The organism is Ligaoa zhengdingensis (assembly GCF_014384885.1).
In the GTDB taxonomy this organism is placed as follows: Bacteria; Bacillota; Clostridia; order Oscillospirales; family Ruminococcaceae; genus Ligaoa; species Ligaoa zhengdingensis.
Genome location: NZ_JACRST010000001.1, coordinates 221,507 through 240,509 on the forward strand (window position 1 = coordinate 221,507; position 19,003 = coordinate 240,509).

Annotated in this window: 14 protein-coding genes; all 14 read right to left on the reverse strand. The window is 61.1% G+C overall.

From position 1 onward, the window contains the following. Nucleotides 1-4: 4 nt before the first annotated feature. Nucleotides 5-1,030 carry a radical SAM protein gene (locus H8711_RS14160; protein ID WP_249281682.1) on the reverse strand — a complete coding sequence of 342 codons (1,026 nt, stop codon included), beginning with the start codon at nt 1,028-1,030 and terminating at the stop codon, nt 5-7. Continuing rightward, a complete protein-coding gene (gene rnc / locus H8711_RS01090; protein WP_249281683.1) occupies nt 1,027-1,701 on the reverse strand; it encodes a ribonuclease III in 675 nt (224 codons plus the stop codon). Before rnc ends, H8711_RS14160 begins: the two co-directional genes overlap by 4 nt. Further along, nucleotides 1,698-2,720, reverse strand: a complete 1,023-nt coding sequence (gene plsX / locus H8711_RS01095; RefSeq protein ID WP_249281684.1) for a phosphate acyltransferase PlsX — start codon at nt 2,718-2,720, stop codon at nt 1,698-1,700. The genes rnc and plsX overlap by 4 nt, the downstream gene beginning before the upstream one ends. Nucleotides 2,721-2,743: 23 nt before the next feature. Then, a complete protein-coding gene (gene trmFO, locus H8711_RS01100; protein ID WP_249281685.1) occupies nt 2,744-4,069 on the reverse strand; it encodes a methylenetetrahydrofolate--tRNA-(uracil(54)-C(5))-methyltransferase (FADH(2)-oxidizing) TrmFO in 1,326 nt (441 codons plus the stop codon). After that, nucleotides 4,069-6,414, reverse strand: a complete 2,346-nt coding sequence (gene topA / locus H8711_RS01105) for a type I DNA topoisomerase (RefSeq protein ID WP_283245792.1) — start codon at nt 6,412-6,414, stop codon at nt 4,069-4,071. Before topA ends, trmFO begins: the two co-directional genes overlap by 1 nt. A gap of 126 nt (nt 6,415-6,540) precedes the next feature. Further along, complete coding sequence (gene dprA, locus H8711_RS01110) at nt 6,541-7,680, reverse strand: DNA-processing protein DprA (protein ID WP_249281686.1); 1,140 nt, start codon at nt 7,678-7,680, stop codon at nt 6,541-6,543. Between the two features lie 21 nt (nt 7,681-7,701). Further along, on the reverse strand, nt 7,702-8,508 hold the full coding sequence (locus H8711_RS01115; protein ID WP_249281687.1) for a TrmH family RNA methyltransferase: 807 nt from the start codon (nt 8,506-8,508) through the stop codon (nt 7,702-7,704). 68 nt (nt 8,509-8,576) lie between these two features. Then, a complete protein-coding gene (rplT, locus tag H8711_RS01120; RefSeq protein WP_249281688.1) occupies nt 8,577-8,930 on the reverse strand; it encodes a 50S ribosomal protein L20 in 354 nt (117 codons plus the stop codon). Between the two features lie 60 nt (nt 8,931-8,990). Next, complete coding sequence (gene rpmI / locus H8711_RS01125; RefSeq protein WP_249281689.1) at nt 8,991-9,188, reverse strand: 50S ribosomal protein L35; 198 nt, start codon at nt 9,186-9,188, stop codon at nt 8,991-8,993. Between the two features lie 22 nt (nt 9,189-9,210). Beyond that, nucleotides 9,211-9,756, reverse strand: coding sequence for a translation initiation factor IF-3 (infC, locus tag H8711_RS01130; RefSeq protein ID WP_249281690.1), 546 nt, complete (start codon nt 9,754-9,756; stop codon nt 9,211-9,213). A 214-nt stretch (nt 9,757-9,970) separates the two neighbouring features. Continuing rightward, complete coding sequence (gene addA, locus H8711_RS01135) at nt 9,971-13,576, reverse strand: helicase-exonuclease AddAB subunit AddA (RefSeq protein WP_249281691.1); 3,606 nt, start codon at nt 13,574-13,576, stop codon at nt 9,971-9,973. Continuing rightward, nucleotides 13,533-17,000, reverse strand: a complete 3,468-nt coding sequence (locus H8711_RS01140) for a PD-(D/E)XK nuclease family protein (RefSeq protein ID WP_249281692.1) — start codon at nt 16,998-17,000, stop codon at nt 13,533-13,535. Before H8711_RS01140 ends, addA begins: the two co-directional genes overlap by 44 nt. Nucleotides 17,001-17,103: 103 nt before the next feature. Continuing rightward, the gene (folD, locus tag H8711_RS01145; RefSeq protein WP_249281693.1) at nt 17,104-17,964 is read right to left on the reverse strand and encodes a bifunctional methylenetetrahydrofolate dehydrogenase/methenyltetrahydrofolate cyclohydrolase FolD; all 861 of its coding nucleotides are present in this window, start codon (nt 17,962-17,964) and stop codon (nt 17,104-17,106) included. Continuing rightward, nucleotides 17,948-18,985 (reverse strand): prolipoprotein diacylglyceryl transferase, encoded by a 1,038-nt coding sequence (lgt, locus tag H8711_RS01150; protein ID WP_249281694.1) that lies wholly within the window; start codon nt 18,983-18,985, stop codon nt 17,948-17,950. The genes folD and lgt overlap by 17 nt, the downstream gene beginning before the upstream one ends. Between the last annotated feature and the right edge of the window lie 18 nt (nt 18,986-19,003).

Consider the following 19,003-nt stretch of genomic DNA (forward strand, 5'->3'; position numbering starts at 1 on the left):
GGTTTCACTTCCTTTGTTTGCTTAATGGCCATCTGAACCGGCATTGGTAGCCGGTCAGCGATCGATTCGGGCAGAATTTGGGTTGATAACCGCGCTGTTCCAGCATCAGTGCGTTCGAGCGGCGCTGCCCCACCGCCTGGGAGACCCTACCCGGCGCAACCTCCACCACCAGCTTGCCCAGCGGCGGATTGCACTGTTCCAGCTCCCGCAAAATTCTCTGCCGAAACAGCTCGTTCGCACAGAGCTCGCCCAACGCGGCATGATATCCGCCCGCGATCATATTCTCTTCCAATTCGCGCGAGGCGTGCAGCCCCAGCCGGATGACAGAAACCCCGTGGGTCTCAAAATAATTCAGCAGCCACGCCGACATTCGCACAGCTTCAGGGACCGTGAGCGGCCGATACCGCCCTTGTTCATAAAGCTCTGCAAGCATCGTATTTTTAAGCACCACCGTCGGATAGACGCGCATGGTGTCCGGCTTGAGCGCGGCCAGACGGCGCGCCGTCGCAATCGTCTTTTCTGCGGTATCGCCATAGAGCCCAAACATCATCTGATGCCCGAGCGAAAAACCGCCTGCACGGATCATGCGGGAGGCGTTTTCCACATCGCGGGCAGTGTGGCCCCTACGATTGAGCCGCAGGACCTCATCGTCCATGCTCTGTGCCCCCAGCTCGATGGCAGTGACGCCGTAAACGCGCAGCAGCCCCAAAACCTCGGGGTCGATCGCATCCGGCCGGGTGGAAATGCGGATGCCATGAAATGCATGTTCCCATACAAAGGGGCGCGCCGCCTCCAACAGCTCGATCATATACTCCCTGGGGATTGCGGTGAAGCTGCCGCCGAAAAACGCGACCTCGGCGTTCCGCGCCCGTTCCTCGCCCATCTGTTGGAGCGCTTGTTCGCAGGCCGCGCGCACCGCGCCGCCGTCCGGCGGGGCTTGTACGCCGGTAATCCGCCGCTGATCGCAGAAGCTGCACCGATTGGGGCAGCCCACATGCGGCACAAAGATGGCGATATTGGCGTGCTTCACTCCCCCATCAGCTCCAGCGCTTCCTTTGCCGCCATCTGCTCGGCGGTCTTTTTGGAGCGGCCGCGCCCGGTGCCGATCACGTTGCTGTTGAGGTGCACCTCCACCACAAATTCCTTGTTGTGGTCGGGCCCCGATTCGTCCACCAACACGTAGGTGATCTTCTCCTCGGGGTTCTGTTGAATGATCTCCTGCAAAATGGTTTTATAGTCCTTAAAGGAAGGGCTGCGGTGGTTTTCCACCACATTGGCCACAAACCGCAGCACAAACTCCGTCGCTGCGGGCATCCCGCCGTCCAAATAGATGGCGGCGATCACCGACTCGAACGCATCCGCCAGGATGGACGGACGCTCCCGACCGCCGGTGATCTCCTCCCCCTTCCCCAATTGCAGATAGGCGCCCAGGTCGATCTCCTTGGCAAACTGGCAGAGGGATTTCTCACACACCAACGAGGCGCGCAGCTTGGTGAGCTCCCCCTCGGGCAGATGGGCATAGTGGTGGAACAGGTAGTCGGATACGACGATGGAAAGAACCGCGTCGCCCAAAAACTCCTGCCGCTCGTTGCACTCTAGGCCCCGCTTGGTCTCGTTTGCGTAGGAGGAATGGGTGAGCGCAATCTCCAGATATTTGCGATTGCGGAAGGTATATTGTAGCTTCTGTTCAAGATTTTTCATACTTCCAGCTCCTGTCCGCGTTGTTTGAGCTCCGCGAGCCCAAGCTCAATTTCACCGATCACATCCTGTTCTGCGAACAGCTTCGCCTGCCGGATCGCATTTTTAAACGCTTTGGCATTGGAGCTGCCGTGCGCCTTGATGGTGGGGCGCGCCGTGCCCAACAGGGCGGCTCCCCCGTGCTCGGTGTAATCCATCTGTTTTTTAAACTCGCTCATGCCGCCCTTAACCGCTGCTGCGGCCAGCTTGGTGCCGAGGTTTTTCATAAAGACGCCCTTGATCTGTTTGGTGAATGCGGACGCCACACCTTCGGTGAGCTTGAGGACGATATTGCCCGAAAAGCCGTCGCACACCGCCACATCGCACGCGCCAAACGGCAGTTCACGCGGCTCGACATTGCCGACAAAGTTGACCGGCGCCTTCTGCAGCAGTTTGTAGGCGGCCAACTGAAGCTCGCCGCCCTTGCTCTCCTCCACGCCCACGTTGATGAGCCCCACACGCGGGCGCTCGATCCCCATGATCTTGTTCATATAAGCGGACCCCATCACGCCGAACTGCATGAGCATCTCCGGACGGCATTCGACGTTCGCGCCCGAGTCCATCAGCATATAATTGCCGCTTCCGCCGACGCACGGGATGGTGGGCGCGAATGCCGCGCGCTTAATCCCTTTGATGCGCTTGACCATCAGGGAGGCCCCCACCACCAACGCGCCGCTGCTGCCGGCCGTGACGAAGGCGTCGCCTTCCCCCTCAGCCAACAGACGCAGGCCGACCGCAAGAGAGCTGTCGGCATATTCTTTCATAATTGAGGTGGGCTCGGCGCAAACCGGTATCACCTGAGGCGCATGTACCAACTCGATGCCGTCGAGCGGCACCCCCTGCTCCCCGGCGACGCAGCGGATCTCCTGCTCATCGCCTGTGAGGATCATCTTGACTCCATACTCCGCCACCGCCATGGCGGCGCCTTTTATCGTTTCAACGGGGGCGTTGTCCCCGCCGAACGCATCCAGAATAATTTTCAAAGGATCACCTGTTCTTTCCTGTATCACGTTATTCCTATCCCATTGCATTGGCTTTGTTCCCGCAGCAGCGCGTCCAAGGCATCCAGCCCGCGCTCCGCCAGCGCCCGGTAACGCGCAGCCTTGTCGCGGATGCGCGCCTCGAGCGGAGGCAAAATTCCCATGTTGCAGCCCATCGGCTGGAACTGTGTCACCGTCGGGTCGCTGATGTACGCGGTGAGCGCGCCGAGCATCGTCTCGCGCGGCAGTATCAGGGGTGCGCGGCCCTGGAGCTGATTGGCCAGGTTGTACCCCGCCAGAATGCCGGAGGCGGCCGACTCGATGTACCCCTCCACGCCGGTGATCTGGCCGGCAAAGCGGATGCGCGGTTCCCGCTTCAAGCGATAGGCCGCATCCAAGAGGCGCGGGCTGTCGATGAAGGTGTTGCGGTGCATCACGCCGTAGCGCACAAACTCCGCGTTCTCCAAGCCCGGGATCATCGAGAACACCCGCTTTTGCTCGGGGAATTTCAGGTTGGTTTGAAAGCCGACCAGGTTGTAAAGGCTGCCCTCTGCGTTCTCCCGCCGCAGCTGCACCACCGCCCAGGGCCGGCGCCCGGTATTCGGGTCGCGCAGGCCAACCGGCTTGAGCGGCCCGTAGCGGATTGCGTCGGCGCCGCGCTTGGCGAGCACCTCCACCGGCATACAGCCCTCGTAGACCGACATCTGCTCGAACTGCTTGAGCTCCACCGCCTCTGCTGAGACGAGCGCGGCGTGAAACGCCTCGTACTCCTCGCGGTTCATCGGGCAGTTGATGTAGTCCGCCTCGCCCCGGTCGTAGCGCGCGGCGAAAAACACCCGGCTTTGATCGATGCTTTCAAAGCTCACGATCGGAGCGGCGGCGTCGTAAAAGCTCAGGTAATCGCCGCCGATCAGGCGCTTGATCGCTGCGGACAGGCCGTCCGAGGTGAGCGGCCCGGTGGCGACGATCACCTCGCCGTCCGGGATCTCAGTCACCTCGCCGGGGACGACCTCGATCATAGGGTGCGCAGTGATGCGGGCGGTAACCTGGTCGGAAAACTTCTCGCGGTCCACCGCGAGCGCGCCGCCCGCCGAAACCGCTGTCTCAGCGGCGCATTCGGTGATGAGCGAACCAAGGCGGCGCATCTCCTCCTTGAGCATCCCAGCGGCGGATTCGATGCGCATCGCTTTGAGTGAATTGGAACAGACCAGCTCTGCAAATCCGCTGTAATGGTGGGCGGGGGAATATTTCTGCGGCTTCATTTCATAGAGGCGCACCGGGATGCCGCGGTTCGCGAGCTGCCAAGCGGCCTCGCAGCCAGCCAGCCCCGCTCCGATAACCGATACCGACATCAATCCTTCAGACCCCTTTCGTAGCCGCAGCCCTCCTTGGCACAATAGATTCTGCCCATCTTGCCGCCCTTCTTAAACAGGGTGGCGCCGCAGTCGGGGCAATTTTCCGCCAGCGGCGTGTCCCAGGTCATAAAGTCGCACTTAGGGTTATTCTCACAGCCGAAGTAGGTCTTGCCCGTCTTGGACTTCTTGGCCAGCACCTTGCTGCCGCATTTGGGGCAGAGGCCGCCGGTTTCCTGCACGATCTTCTTGGTGTTTTTGCACTCGGGGAAGCCCGGACAGGCCAAAAACTTGCCGTACCGCCCCGACTTAATCACCATCTTGCGGCCGCACAGCTCGCACACCACGTCGGTCTCCTCGTCGGGAACCTTCAGGCGCGTGCCGTCCATATTCTTTTCCGCGGTCTCCAGTGTGGCGGAAAAACCTTCGTAAAATTTGTGCAGCGTCTTGACCCAATCGGTGTCGCCCGTCTCCACGGAGTCGAGGTCGTGCTCCATGTTCGCGGTGAAGGTGACGTCCACGATATCTTTAAACTGCTCCTCCATCAACTGGGTGGTCACCTCGCCCAGCGGCGTGGGTTTGAGAACCTTGGCGTCGCGCTCCACATAGCCGCGCGTCAGGATGGTGGTGATGGTGGGCGCATAAGTGGAGGGGCGGCCGATGCCGTTTTCTTCCAGCGATTTGATGAGCGACGCCTCGGTGAAGCGCGCCGGAGGCTGGGTGAAGTGCTGGTTGGGCGCAAGCTCCTTGAGGGTCAGTTCATCGCCCTTTTCCACCGGCGGCAGCGCGCCGCCCTCTTCGGTCTCCTCATCCTTGCCCTCTTCGTACAACACCGTAAAGCCGTCGAATTTGACCGAGTAGCCCGACGCCTTAAACAGGTATTCCCCGGCGCGGATGTCCACCGCCACGGTGTCCAACAGCGCGGTCGCCATCTGGCTGGCGATAAAGCGCTCCCAGATCAGCCGGTACAGCTTATACTGGTCGCTCGTGAGGCTGTCCTTCACCTGGTCGGGTGTGAGCGACGGCATGGTGGGACGCACCGCCTCATGCGCGTCCTGCGCGTTATTTTTGGATTTATACTGGCGGCGGGTCTGCGGCAGGTATTCCTTGCCATAGCGGCCCAGGATGAAATCCTCCGCCATCTGCTGCGCCTCCTCGGAGATGCGCAGCGAGTCGGTTCTCATGTAGGTGATGAGACCCACCGCGCCGAGGTCGCTGACATCCACGCCCTCGTAGAGCTCCTGTGCTGCCTTCATGGTGCGGCGCGCCTGGAAGCCCAGCTTGCGCGAAGCCTCCTGCTGCATGGTGGAGGTGGTGAACGGCGGCGCGGGGGATTTTTTGCGCACGCTCTTTTTGACATTCTCCACCAGGTAGCGGACGTTCTCCAGCTCCTTGACGATGGCGGCGGCCTCTTCGCCGGTCTTGATTTCAATCTTTTTATCCTTGCCGTAGAGTTTCGCAAGGATCAGCTTTTTACTCTCGTTGCCCAGCAGCTTGGCGTCGATCGACCAATACTCCTCGCTTTTGAAGGCGCGGATCTCATTCTCCCGATCGACGATCAGCCGCACCGCGACGCTCTGTACCCTGCCTGCGGAGAGGCCGCGCTTGATCTTTCGCCACAAAAACGGGCTGATCTGATAGCCCACGATGCGGTCCAGGATGCGGCGCGCCTGCTGGGCGTTCACCAGATCGAGGTCGATGGTGCGGGGATGGTCCATCCCGAAGCGCACGCCGCTCTTGGTGATCTCATTGAAGGTCACGCGGTCGGGTGCCGCCAGATCGAGATCGAGCAGATGAGCCAGATGCCAGGAGATCGCTTCCCCTTCGCGGTCCGGGTCGGTCGCGAGGTAAACGGCATCGCTGGCTTTGGCCTTTTTCTTCAGGGTGCGGATCAATTCCTCTTTGCCCTTGATCGGGATATACTGCGGCTCGAAGTCGTGCTCCACGTCCACGCCCAGCTTGCTTTTGGGCAGGTCGCGAATGTGCCCCATCGACGCGACAACATCGTAACCGGGGCCCAAATATTTCATAATGGTTTTTGCTTTGGCCGGCGATTCCACGATCACCAGGTTGCCGCCCTTGGGCAGATCGTCCTCTTCCTTGGCCTTTTTGCTCCGGGTCGAGGTCTTGGCAGCCTTCGTCTTGCCCGCCGCAGCCTTGGTCGTTTTAGAGGCCGTCTTTTTTGTGGCCTTGGATTGTGCCGCCGTCTTTTTGGCGGTCGTCTTTGTCTTGGCCGCCGCCTTTTTGGCGGCCGGCTTCTTCTTTGCCGCGGGCTCCGCCTCTATCTCAACAGGCGCCGCAAGCTCTGGGGCCTCGGTCGCCTGTGCGGTCTTTTTTGTCGCCATTCTGTTCACCTTGCTTTAAGCCTTTCCTAATTTTCAAACGTTTGCGGATTGTCATTCCTGTAGGTACTCCGGGCGAGCACCGAAAGAATACGCACAGAAATAACAACCACCCCGTCAGGTCGCTCCCTATCGAATCGGAGTCCGCCGGTATCTGCCGCCCGAAAGCGCAGAGACCAAGCCCATTATTTCAAGTTCTGTCAGCGCTGTCAAGACCTCGTTGACCGGTTTTTGCAGATGGAGCGTCATTTCTTCCATCGTCACTGGCTGTCCGGCCAGCATCCGATAGACGGCGAGGGCGCTCTCGGAGAGGCCCGCCGGCTCCTGTTCCACCGCTGAAATCCCCTCTGCCGGTCCCTGTTCCGGCACGTCTTCTTCCGTCCGTTCCTCCAACCGCACAATCCCCCCAAAGCGGTCGAGATAGCCCTCCAAAATATCTTCAGCGCAGCTCGCGGGCGCCGCCCCCTGTTGAAGCAGACGAAACGTCCCCTTGGAGGAAGGGCTGAAGATGCTGCCGGGCACGGCAAAAATGTCCTTCCCCTGTTCGAGCGCCAGATGCGCGGTGATCAGCGAACCGCTGTGCTCCCCCGCTTCCACCACCACGACGCCCAGTGCAAGCCCGGAGATGATGCGGTTGCGCAACGGGAAATTGCCCGGATAGGGCTGCGTGCCGGGCGCGAACTCAGTGATAACCGCGCCGTTTTCCACAATTTGCTCCCTCAAGGCTTTATTCTGTGCCGGGTAGGTTTTATCTATACCATTTCCCAGCACCGCGATGGTGCGCCCATCGTTGCGCACCGCCGCACTGTGGGAGAAGGAATCGATGCCCTCGGCCAGGCCGCTGACGATCACCGCACCCGCCCGCGCCAGGTCGGAACCAAGTTGAACCGCCGCGCGGCTGCCGTAATCGGAGCACCGCCGCGCACCCACCATCGCGATGGCGAGCTGATCGTCGATCCCATCCAGGCTGCCCTCGACATACAGTACGCATGGAGATGCGTAAATATGCCGCAAGCGGTCGGGATATCGCGGGTTCTCGGGCGACAAAACATCGACCTTTTCGCGCGCCATCCGTTCCACAATCCTCCTGGCTTGATCCATCAGCCCGGGACGGCGCAGCCGCCGGTTGTCCCCTGCGGCAAGCCAGGCCGCGCCGCGTTCGTTGTAAAGCTGTTCGGGATCGGCGCCGCGCCGCAGAATCTCGTCGGTGACGCCGTTTGCCTTCTCAAATGCGAGGCTCAGCCATACCCAATATTCCAGATCCGCCATCGCGCACACCTCCCCACTCTGTCATCGTTTTCCCGAAAGTTCCCACAGGATGACCGTCGCCGCCATCGCCGCGTTGAGTGACTCCGCGCCACCGCGCATATCGATGATAAGGTTATGCGCACAGGCGTCGATCGCCGCGCGGGATAGGCCGTTCCCCTCATTTCCCACTGCGACCACCGAAGGGCCGGAAAAATCGCAGGAGCGGATTGATACCGCGTCGTCGCTCAGCGTCGCCGCGTAGGTCGCGTAGGTGGCGCCCAGCTGGACAAGCAGCGCGGGGAGATCCCCGGTGACGCACACCGGCACCCGGAAGGCGCTGCCCATGGTGGAGCGCAGCACCTTCGGCGAAAACAGGTCCGGGCAGTCGGCCGTGAGAATCACCCCATCCGCACCGAATGCGTCGGCTGCACGCAAAATTGTCCCCACGTTTCCAGGGTCTTGGAGCGACTCGAGAGCCAGATACCGCCCAAACGGCAGGCTGCACTCATCCAAAACCGGCTGCGGGCGCCGGCAGACCGCGTACACCCCCTGCGGGGAATTGGTATCCGCCAGTTTGCGCGCCAGATCACCGGAAATCTCGCAGCAGACGGATGCTTTTGGATACAACAAAGCAAGCCGTTGCGAGTATTTTTCCCGCGCTTCAGCGGTGCAGTAGAGCTCGTCCAGGACGATCCCTGCCGACGCGGCCTCCGCGCAGAGCTTAGGGCCCTCAGCGACAAACCGCCCGGACTCCATCCGCTCCTTCCTACTCTTCATCAGCTTGACCATTCGCTTAATATTCTGATTTTCCCGGCTGGTGATGCGTTCCATGAACCGTTCGTTCGACACGATCTTTCTCCCTTGCAAAATTGAAAATGCGCCCGTGCCAGATGAGACACGGGCGGCAGGTTTCCATATTACAGAGCGGCTTTCGCTTTCTCCACCAGCGCGGTGAAAGCGGCGGCGTCGTTGATCGCAATCTCAGACAGCATCTTTCTGTTGAGGGTAACACCCGCCTTTTTCAGCCCGTTCATGAAGGTGGAATAGTTCATCCCATTCATGCGGCAGCCAGCGGAAATTCTGGTGATCCACAGCTTGCGGAAATCTCTTTTCTTCTGTTTTCTGCCGATGTACGCATAGTTACCGGATTTCATAACCGCCTGTTTTGCGGTTTTAAACAATCTGCTCTTGCCGCCGAAGTAGCCCTTGGCAAGTTTGAGTACCTTTTTTCTTCTCTTGCGAGTCATCATTGCGCCCTTTACACGAGCCATATCGATATACCTCCGTTTTCGGTCATTCTGTTTTTATGAAATGGTACGAACCGCCGCCGATTATTTGTAGGGCATCAGCAATTTGATGGCCTTGACGTTGGTCTGATCGGCATAGGTGGCCTGACGCAGGCCTCTCTTACGCTTGGTGTCCTTCTTGTTCAGGATATGGGATTTGAAAGCGTGGGCGCGTTTTACTTTGCCGGTCGCGGACATCTTAAAGCGTTTTTTCGCACCGGTATGTGTTTTCAGTTTCGGCATGAGATTTGTATCCTCCCTTATATTACTTGGCGGGCTTAGACGCAGGCTTCGCCGAGACGAACATGACCATACTGCGGCCCTCCATCTTCGGCAGCTTATCAACGGTTCCCACTTCGGCACAGGCCTCGGCAAATTTCTTCATCAGACCCTCGCCCAACTGCCAATGCGCCATTTCGCGGCCGCGAAAACGGATAGAAACCTTCACCTTGTTGCCCGCTTTCAAAAATTTGAGCGCGTTATTCAGCTTGGTTTCAAAATCATGCGTATCGATGTTGAGCGACAGGCGCACCTCTTTGGTTTCGATGACCTTCTGATTCTTTTTTGCCTCTTTTTCCCGTTTCGCCTGTTCAAAGCGATATTTGCCGTAGTCCATGATGCGGCAGACGGGCGGCGTTGCCTGAGGAGCGATCTTCACCAGATCGAGATTTTTTTCCATCGCCATGTTCATGGCATCACGGGTCTGCATAATGCCCAGCTGTTCGCCGGTAGCACCGATCACCCGGATCTCCTTATCGCGAATCTCCTCATTGATCAGTAGTTCCTTGTTGCTAATGTTAAGCACCTCCATTATAAGCCCTTAATAAAATAACAAAGCGCGGACTAAAATTCGTCCGCGCACCCGCAATACGGCCTCCCCCGCTGTTCTGCGGGATTCGGCAGGTATTGACCATGTGACACGGCTGTGCACAGGTGAGAACGAATTGATGTTCTACTTTGTTTTCCTATTTAGTTTATCAGACCGATTGCGGTTTGTCAACAGAATCATCAATATATTTTTCATCTCATTCGATGAGAACTTCCCGGTCGAGCGCAAAGGAATACAAAACGCACTGCTTCACCGGCAGGCTGAGGCTCTCCTCGATGATGCGCCGGTAAAGGACAAGCTGCGCCCGGTAGCGGTCGGCGAGCTCCTGCGGCGTTTTGACGCGGTCGGTCTTGTAATCCACAATGATACAGGCGTTATCCTCCCAAAACACGCAATCGGCCACCCCCTGCACGGTGACAAGGTCCTCTTCGGCAGCGTCCGCAAAGCCGATCTCGCGCGCGGGCAGGCGGGAGAGGAACCGCAGCTCCCGCCGCACCTCCTTAGAAGCGGCGATGCGCCTGTAGAGCGGCGAATCGAAAAAGAGCTTCAATTTATTCGGGTCGATGCTGTCCCGCTGCACCGGCGTCAAGTATTCCAGCTTGGTCATGCGGGAAAGCTCTGCTGTGAGGTCGGCGTGGGCCGCTCCGTAGTCGGCAAACTGCATGAACTGATGCAGCGCTGAGCCGCGCTGTGCGCCGGTCAGCTCCTCCCCCGTCAGGAATTTGGGCACGCGCGAAAACCGGTGGCCCACCCCCTCCTGCGCGTGTGCGATGGCGGAGACCCCCAGCTTCGCCGGTACCCTCTGCGCAGCCGCGTGTGGATCGCGATAAGCGGTGCGGCGGCGCAGCTCCTCCAGAATCGGCTCCTCCGGTTCAGCGGTGTACTCCGCATTCAGCACCTCGCGCGCATCGGCTACGGGCGCGAGCGGCAGATTGACCGCGACGCGCAGCGCAAAATCCGCGGGGAGCGTAAAGCTCTGCGGCAGTCCTGCCTGTTCCCGCAGGGAGCCGCCGTCGGGGTGGCGCAGCAAGCCCAGCAGCAGCCAATCGGCAAAACTTTTGCACCGGCGCGCAGCGTAGGCCGAAATCTTCTCCCCATCCGGCAGCCCCCCTGCCAGCGACTTGAGCTTTGCGGGCAGGCGGTCCTGTACCATGGTGACAATCAGCTTCTCCCTGGCCCTGGTCAGCGCGACGTACAACACGCGCAGTTCCTCCGAAAGTGCAGCCCGCTCGCACTCCAGCTTGAGCGCCTCCATCGGCAGGGTGGTGTACTCCTTCATCTGTTCGTAATCCCGGCGGCGGCAGGCAAACCCATACTCCGGGTGCAGGATAGTGCGCTCGCGGGTGTAATCGCCCGTATTGTGCAGCTTGGCGGTATCGCACAGGAACACCACCGGGAATTCCAGTCCCTTGGAGCGGTGGATGGTCATCACCCGCACTGCATCGGCGCTTTCCCCCAGTGTTCCGGCCGGGGTGAAATCGGAACCGCATTCCAACACGCGGTCAATAAAGCGGACAAATCCGTCCAGGCCGCGCCGACCGTTCTTCCCATACCCGGCGGCGTACTCCACCAGCAGGCGCAAATTGGCGCGGCGATTCTCCCCCATCGGCAGGGCGGACACGATCGCGGGGTAATCGGTATCCTGATAGATGCGGGCAAGCAACCGGTCGGCCGGCTCGCTCGCGGCCAGGCGGCTGTAGCGCGCCAGCGTATCCACCAGCGCCGCGCACTTTTCATCCCCCTGTTCGGCCGCGCGACAGGCGCACAGGTAGAGAGGCTGTTTGCGATCGGTCAACCGCAGGCGCGCCAGATCGTCTGGGGTGAACCCGAACAGCTCCGACAGCATCACGGCCGCCATCGGGACATCCAACAACGGGTTGTCGATCGCCCGCAGCAGTGAAAGCACCACCGAGACCTCCCGCGTGGAGAGAAATCCCCCCTGGGCCTCCGCGCAGGCATTCACGCCGCTGTCGCTCAGTTCCTTGAGGAACACCCCCAGCCGGTCCTTTTTCGAGCGCAGCAGGATGCAGCAGTCGCTTTGGGTGAGCGGCCGGGTGCCGCCCTCCCCATCGGAGACGCGAAAGCCCCCGGTGAGCAGCTCCGCGATGCGGCGGGCGACGAAGCGCGCCTCCAGCACCGTCTTGTCCTCCTCCGCCTCCCCCGGCCGGTCGATGATCTGAAGCTCAACGTCCGGCTCCTCTCGCGGCGGGTAGGGAGCCCGCGGCAGCAGCGCCTCACCGTCGCCGTAATCGAGCTCCCCCAGCCGTTCGCTCATCAGCTGACGGAACAGGAAGTTAACCGCCCCCGTGATCCCTGCCCGGCTGCGAAAATTCGCCCCCAAATCGATCTTCGCTGGATAGGCTATTCCGTCGTATGGGGCGTAACGCTCCTTTTTTTCCAAAAAGATCTCCGGCATCGCCTGCCGAAAGCGGTAGATGCTCTGTTTGACATCCCCCACTAAGAACAGATTCTCCGGCTCCCCCTCCGGCTGGCGAGCCAGGGCGCTGAAGATCATATCCTGCGCCCGGTTGCTGTCCTGATACTCGTCGATCATGATCTCCTCGTAGCGTTCGGCGAGCTCCTGCGCGAGCGCGGAACGGCGGTGTACCCCGGGGGACGGAGTATCGTACAGCAGCGACAGCGCGAGGTGCTCCAGGTCGGAAAAATCGACCAGCCGCCGCTCCAGCTTGAGCGCGTCCAACCGCTTGGAAAACTCCATCGTCACCTCAAACAGCAGCTCGATCTTCGGCCGCAGCCAGGAGACATCCTCACGGAACTGCGAAGCTGTGCAGCAGAGGATGCGGGTATGCAGTTTTTCCAGCGCACCCTTCAGCTCTTTGCGGATCGCATCGGCCCGCTCCTTCGCCGGATTGCCCTTTTCCCCCATGACGCGCCCGATCGCCGTGAGGCCGTCGGGGACCGCCTCGAGCAGAGCATCCCAGCTGCCGTCGTCCGGGAAGGGGGCCTTCAGCCGTTCGATCGCCCCGGCGAGGCGTTCCCGGTCGGTCTGATAGCTCGCGGCATAGGCGGCCTGCATCGCATCGCTCTGCGCACAAAGGGCGAGGACCTCATCCGTCAACTCGACACAGTATTCGAGCGTCTCGCGGGTGTAATCAAGCAGAATCCGCCCCCAGGCTGTCTCGCAGACGCCGTTCGACGGGTCGTAGAGTGCGAGCTTATCCCGCAGCCAGTCCTCATAAAACGGGTGGGAACGGATGAAATCGTACAGCCGGCCGATCGTCTGGAACAGGGCGCGGTCGTCCCGCCCGGAACTGATGAGCTCCGCCAGCTCGGTGAATTCCGCTCCGCGCGTCCCCTGATAGTAATCCTCAGCGCACTCGCGCAGGGTCTGGTCGCGCAGGGTCTCGATCTCGCGCTCGTCGCCGATCGTGAGGTCGGGCGGCAGACCGAGCGCCTGCGCATTCTGCCGGATCAAATCGAAGCAGAAGGCGTGGATAGTGCTGATCTGGGCGCGGCCCAGCAGGAGCTGTTGGCGGCGCAGCAGGGCCCGGTCGGGTATGGGCCCGTCCCGCTCAAGGTCCGGATCGTCCGCCGGGGTATCGAGCAGCGCTTGCAGCTTTGCCGCGATCTTGTCCCGCATCTGCTGTGCGGCGGCCCGCGTATAGGTGACGATCAGCAGCCGGTCGATGTCCACCGGCCGCACGGGATCGATCATCCGCCGCAGCACCCGTTCGGAGAGCACGGCCGTTTTACCGCTGCCCGCCGCCGCCGAGACCAGCAGCGACCCACCGCGCGCCTCAATCGCCGCCTGTTGTTCCTTGGTCCATCGGATGTCCGGCATCGCCGCTCCCCTCCTTTCCCGCCGCTTGTTCTTCCTCTTCGAGCCTCTGGAAAAACGCGTCTTTATCGCGAATTACATCCGCATCCAGCCGGGCGCCGTCCTCCTCGCGACCGCACACTGCGCGGTAGGCGCAGTATTCGCAGGTATTGTTGTACTTCTTTGTGTAGGTGGGCAGGGCTGCGATCTCCCCGGCGCGCAGGGATTCCCCCATCTGCACCACCAGCCTTTGGATATACCGCTCCAGCCGCCCGAACTCGGCGAGGGTGGCGACATCCCCTTTGATCTCCTCAACCGTGCGGGTGACCTTGTTCTTGCCCCGTCCGGAGACCGTCTCCTCCTTCCGCCTGATCAGCGCCGGGACGTAGACGCCCGCGCCTTCCCGCTCCATTCCCCGGATGACCAGCGGATCGTCCAGCAGCAGGCCGTTCATTCTGAGGTTTTTCTCCTGTTCGGCCTCGGTCTCACGCTCGCTCTGGCCGCGCTCCATCGCCACGAATTGGGTACGCGCGGGCATGTAAAGGATGCCCGCGGGAAGCGGGTGATCCAGCGACTCAACACCGTTTTCCCGCAGAGTGAACAAATAGAGCAGCATCTGCAGGTTGAGGCCGTTGTAAACATCGGTGAGGTCGAATTCCTTGCTGCCGGTCTTGTAGTCCACCACCCGCAGGTAGGTCTTTCCGTTCTTCTCCATCACATCCACCCGGTCTACAACGCCCTCCACCCGCACCCGACCGCCGTCCGCAAGGGTAAACTCCATCGGCTCGGCCGCAGGAGCGCCTTTCCCGGTGTCTCCGCCTCCCCGGCGGATGGGCAACTCAAAATAGGCCGGGACAAAATCGCTCTGGGCGAACTCCCGCGCCAGATGGCGCGCCAGGGCGACCAGCGTATCCTCCAGGCGTTTGACGAGATAATCAAAGCGGGCGGGTTTTCCTGTGCGGCCGCCCATATTCTGTTCGATGTAGGCGTCCAGCAGCTCGCGCACCTCACGACGCAGAGCCCCCCGCTGCCCCACCAGCGCCTCGAGCGATTGTTTATCCCGATGGGCCGAGAGCAGCATTTGAAGCACGTAATGCACCACCGTGCCCGACTGCATCGGATCGAGCTCGGCGCGGCGGCGCGGCAGGATGCACAGCCCATACCGACAAAAATAAGCCATTTTGCATTGATGGAACTGATCGAGCTGGGATGGCGAGAGATTAAGGCTTCGCCCATACAATCTGTCAATGGTCTCCTGGTCGGCCAAGCGGTAGCGGTCGGGGGCCACCGGATGGGAGAGCAGCGCCACGCGGTCGGTCAGCCCCTGCTCCCCCAGCCAAACGGCGAGCGACGCGGTCAGCGAGTCGTCCCGACGAAGCCCGGCGCAAAAGCTATCAAACGCTGTCTTTTGGTTGCGGATGTAAAAAAGTCGGGGCAGGCTTTGAGGCTCCACTGTCTCTGCCATCGGCAAGGCGGCGCGCACCGCACGCACCACCGCGGAGGGGTACAGGCTTTCCCCTTTGAGGTTGGATTCCGGCCAACTGACGGTCACCTGCTCGGACGGGGCGCACAGCGCCGCATAGGCGCAGAACAGCTCGTCCACCGCCTGGCTCTGCGCGGTGTCCGAGATTTCCAGCCCGGCCTCCTGCATCCGTTCCCGTTCGGCGTCGGAGAATAACCCGCCCGGCTGGTAGACCGCCGGAAATACCCCTTCGTTGACCCCCACCAGATAGACCGCTTTGGGTGCGGAAAGGCGCGCGCGGTCCACAGCGCCCACTGTTACCTGGTCGAGCGTCTGCGGAAGCACACCCAGATCGAGCGCGGAAAGGGTGAGCCGCAGCAGTTCGGAAAACTGCCCGACGGTAAGCCGCACCCCCTTGAGCGCGCAGGCGAATTGGTCGAGCAGATCAACCACCGCGTCGTAGAGCGCCGCATTGTCATCAGCAACCGGGTCGTCCTCCCCCGCACGGCGCAGCCCATCCAGAATGCCGCTGTCGCCGAGGTAGGCGTACACCGCGTGCGCGAATCCCGCGCCGTCGCAGCCGCGCAGTCCATCCGACAGCTTTTGCAGCGGCCCGGCGACCCGCGCGCGGGTCGCATTGATCCGCTCGAGCGCCTCCCGGCCCTCGCTTGTCAATTTGCCGTATCCATCCGGGTTGGCGGTGAAACCGGAGAGCCATGCGTCGCCCCTGACCCGCCAGACAAAGCAGTAGTTTTCCAGCTCGCCGATCTCACGCGCGGAAAGGCCGAGCAGCGAGGTCTTCATCAGGGCGAGGATTTCATCGGTGTCGAACCGCCGCCGCACCGCTTCCACCGCGTGCAGCAGCGCCGCTGCAAGCGGTTTCTGCGAAATTTCGTCGCGGCGGTCGAAAAAACAGGGGATATCATAGCGCTCAAAGGCGTTTTCCAGCGCCGGGCCGTAGGTGTCCAGATCGCGGCTGAGCACCGCGACCTCCCGGTAACGCAGACCTCGCTCCCGCACCAGCTCGCAGATGGAGGCCGCGACATATTCGGCCTCGTCGTAAAGGTTGGCGGCCCGCACCAGACGCAGGTGCGGAGCGGCGCCGGGATAGGGCGCCGCCGCGCTGCGGAACAGGTTTTGCTCCAGATGCCGCAGGTCGGGATGGGGGGTGCGGTGATTTTGGGTCAGCACTGCAATCGTCTCGACCGGCACGCGATTTTCGCGAGCAATGCGGGACAGCCTCGCCGCTGTTTTTTGCACCAACGAGAACAAACCCATCCCGTGCTCGCAGTCCTCCAGCGAGTCGGTGCAGAGGGCCGCTGTCACCGAGGGCGACTGCGCGATGATGTGGGTGAGCAGGCGATATTCCCCCGCGGTGAAGGATTTGAAGGCGTCGATGTAAACCCTGTAACCGGAGAAAAAGGGATTGACCTCCAGCAGGGCGCAGGCGCTCATCAGGTCGTCCTCCGCATCCTTGTAGCTCTGCGCCAACCGCGCCTGGTAAGCGCGGAAGATCACCGAAAGCTCAGCTGTCTTCTCCGCCAAGCCGCCCTCTCCAGCCGACCGCGCAAACTCCTCCAGCGCGTCCGGTGTAACGCCCGCGTTTTTAAATTCACTGATCTGGGACACCAGCGCCTGAACGAACTGCAGCCTGCCGCTGCGGTTTCCGTAGAGGCGCAGCGCATCCTTCCATTCCTCCAGCGTGACGCTCATCAGCAACAGGCGGGCGCTGTCGTCGATGTAATCCCCAGCCAATCCGCCGTATTCCCGGAAGATGCGGTTGCACAGGCGGGTGAAGCTGAGCACCTCCACCCCCATCGCCTTACGCGCTCCCAACACATCGTAAATGCTCCGCTCAGTCTCAAACGAGACCTGCTCCGGCACCACAACGATGACGCGCTCCCCGGCCTCAACATCCGCGCAGACCTGACGGCGCAGCAGCGTCGTCTTGCCGCTGCCCGCCGTACCGGTGATAAAACGAAGCATTTCTCAAACACCCCCAAAAAGCAACGGGAGCGGCGGCATTTTGCCGTACCGCTCCCCGCCGCGCGCCGATACGCGCGGTTCTATTCTTACTTAGACGGCGCCCTTACAGATCGGCGCACCCCGCCGCCAATTTGGCCGCGGTCACTGTGTTGCGCAGCAGCATTGAGATGGTCATGGGGCCGACGCCGCCGGGAACCGGCGTGATGTAACTGCACTTGGGCTCGACCGACGCAAAATCCACGTCGCCGCACAGCTTGCCGTTTTCGTCGCGGTTCATCCCCACATCGATGACCACCGCGCCCTCCTTCACCATATCGGCGGTGACAAATTTCGCCTTGCCCACCGCTGCCACCAGGATATCGGCGCGGGAGGTGACCTCCGCCAGATTCCTGGTGCGCGAATGACAGATGGTGACCGTGCCGTTCTGATGCAACAGCAGCATCGCCATCGGCTTGCCCACAATGTTGCTGCGGCCGATTACGACGCACTCCTTGCCCTCGACGGGCAGGCCGGTCTCCTTAATCAGTTCCATGATGCCGGCCGGCGTACAGGGCAGGAAGTTGTAGTCGCCGATCATAATTTTTCCCACATTTGCCGCATGGAACGCGTCAACATCCTTGTCTGGCGAGATCGCCTCGATCACGGCCTTTTCATCCAAGCCCGCGGGAAGCGGAAGCTGCACCAGGATGCCGTCGATATCCGGCCGGCCGTTGAGCTCCCGCACCAGCGCGAGCAGCTCCTCCTGAGTGGTATTGCTGGGCAGCGCGTATTTTTCCGAGTGAATGCCCACCTCCTCGCAGCCCTTCTCCTTATTGCGGACATAGACCTGCGACGCGGGGTCCTCCCCCACGATCACCACCGCGAGCCCGGGCGTGACGCCCACCTCCGCGAGCCGCTCCACCTCCGCTTTGATTTCTTCTCGCACCTTTGCGGAAACCGCTTTTCCATCAAGTATCACTGCCATCGCTGTTCTCCTCTTTTCTTTCGTCGTCATTGATTGTCTCCGGGGCAGGCGCGCCGGCGGAGGTTTCCTCTGCGGCGGATTCCCCCTTCGCGGTCTCCTTTTTCGGATAGAAGGTTCCCTGGCGGATCATCTCCGCCTCCTCTGTATTGACATAGAGTTTCAAATATTCCGGGTCGTTTGCGCGTTTGATCTTGACGCGAATCCAAATCCACAGCGCCAACGCGACGACCACGCCGATAATCGACAGCACCTGGGACACGCGGAAATTGCCCCACATCAGGCTGTCGGTGCGCAGCCCTTCGACCACGGCGCGCTCCGCGCCATACCAGACGCAGTAGAACAGCACCAGTTCGCCGTCAAACCGGCGGCGCTTGGTGTACCAGGCGATCAGGATGAAGCCGAGCAGGCACCAAATCGATTCGTAAAAGAAGGTCGGATGAACCGGCATGGAGGGGTCGACGATGACCCCTACTTCGGCCAGCTCCTGCTGGTGCGCCGTCAAATAGCGTTCGATGACCGGGCTGGTCATGCCCCAGGGCATGGTGGTGTTGCTGCCGAACGCTTCGATGTTGACAAAGTTGCCCCAGCGCCCGATAGCCTGTCCGATGATGACGCCGCCCGTGGCGATATCCAGCATCGGCAGCACGCGCACCTTGCGCACACGGCACATCCACAGGCCGACCAGGATTGCACCGATGAGACCGCCATAGATGGCGATGCCGCCCTCCCAGATTTTAAAGATATCGGCCAGATTGTCCTTATACTCATTCCAGGAAAAGGCCACATAGTAGATGCGGGCGCCGACGATACCGCCCATCACGGCGACCAACAGGACATCGATCACCCGGTCGCCGTCCAGGCCGAACGTCTTGGTGCGCAGCATCACATAGGAAATACCCACCAAAAATGCCAGCGCCATCAGAATGCCGTACCAGGCGATTGTATAACTGCCGATGTGAAATGCCACGCGATCCAGATGAAATTCCAATCCCAGGCCCGGGAAACTCAATAGTTCGCCCATAATCGAACCTCCCATTTT

Coding starts and splice junctions, on each gene's coding strand:
- topA (WP_283245792.1), bottom strand. CDS start 6,414: ATGGCGACAAAAAAGACCGCACAGGCGACCGAGGCCCCAGAGCTTGCG.
- infC (WP_249281690.1), bottom strand. CDS start 9,756: ATGGAGGTGCTTAACATTAGCAACAAGGAACTACTGATCAATGAGGAG.
- dprA (WP_249281686.1), bottom strand. CDS start 7,680: ATGGCGGATCTGGAATATTGGGTATGGCTGAGCCTCGCATTTGAGAAG.
- addA (WP_249281691.1), bottom strand. CDS start 13,576: ATGCCGGACATCCGATGGACCAAGGAACAACAGGCGGCGATTGAGGCG.
- lgt (WP_249281694.1), bottom strand. CDS start 18,985: ATGGGCGAACTATTGAGTTTCCCGGGCCTGGGATTGGAATTTCATCTG.
- rnc (WP_249281683.1), bottom strand. CDS start 1,701: ATGAAAAATCTTGAACAGAAGCTACAATATACCTTCCGCAATCGCAAA.
- trmFO (WP_249281685.1), bottom strand. CDS start 4,069: ATGTCGGTATCGGTTATCGGAGCGGGGCTGGCTGGCTGCGAGGCCGCT.
- rpmI (WP_249281689.1), bottom strand. CDS start 9,188: ATGCCGAAACTGAAAACACATACCGGTGCGAAAAAACGCTTTAAGATG.
- rplT (WP_249281688.1), bottom strand. CDS start 8,930: ATGGCTCGTGTAAAGGGCGCAATGATGACTCGCAAGAGAAGAAAAAAG.
- H8711_RS01140 (WP_249281692.1), bottom strand. CDS start 17,000: ATGCTTCGTTTTATCACCGGTACGGCGGGCAGCGGCAAGACGACGCTG.
- folD (WP_249281693.1), bottom strand. CDS start 17,964: ATGGCAGTGATACTTGATGGAAAAGCGGTTTCCGCAAAGGTGCGAGAA.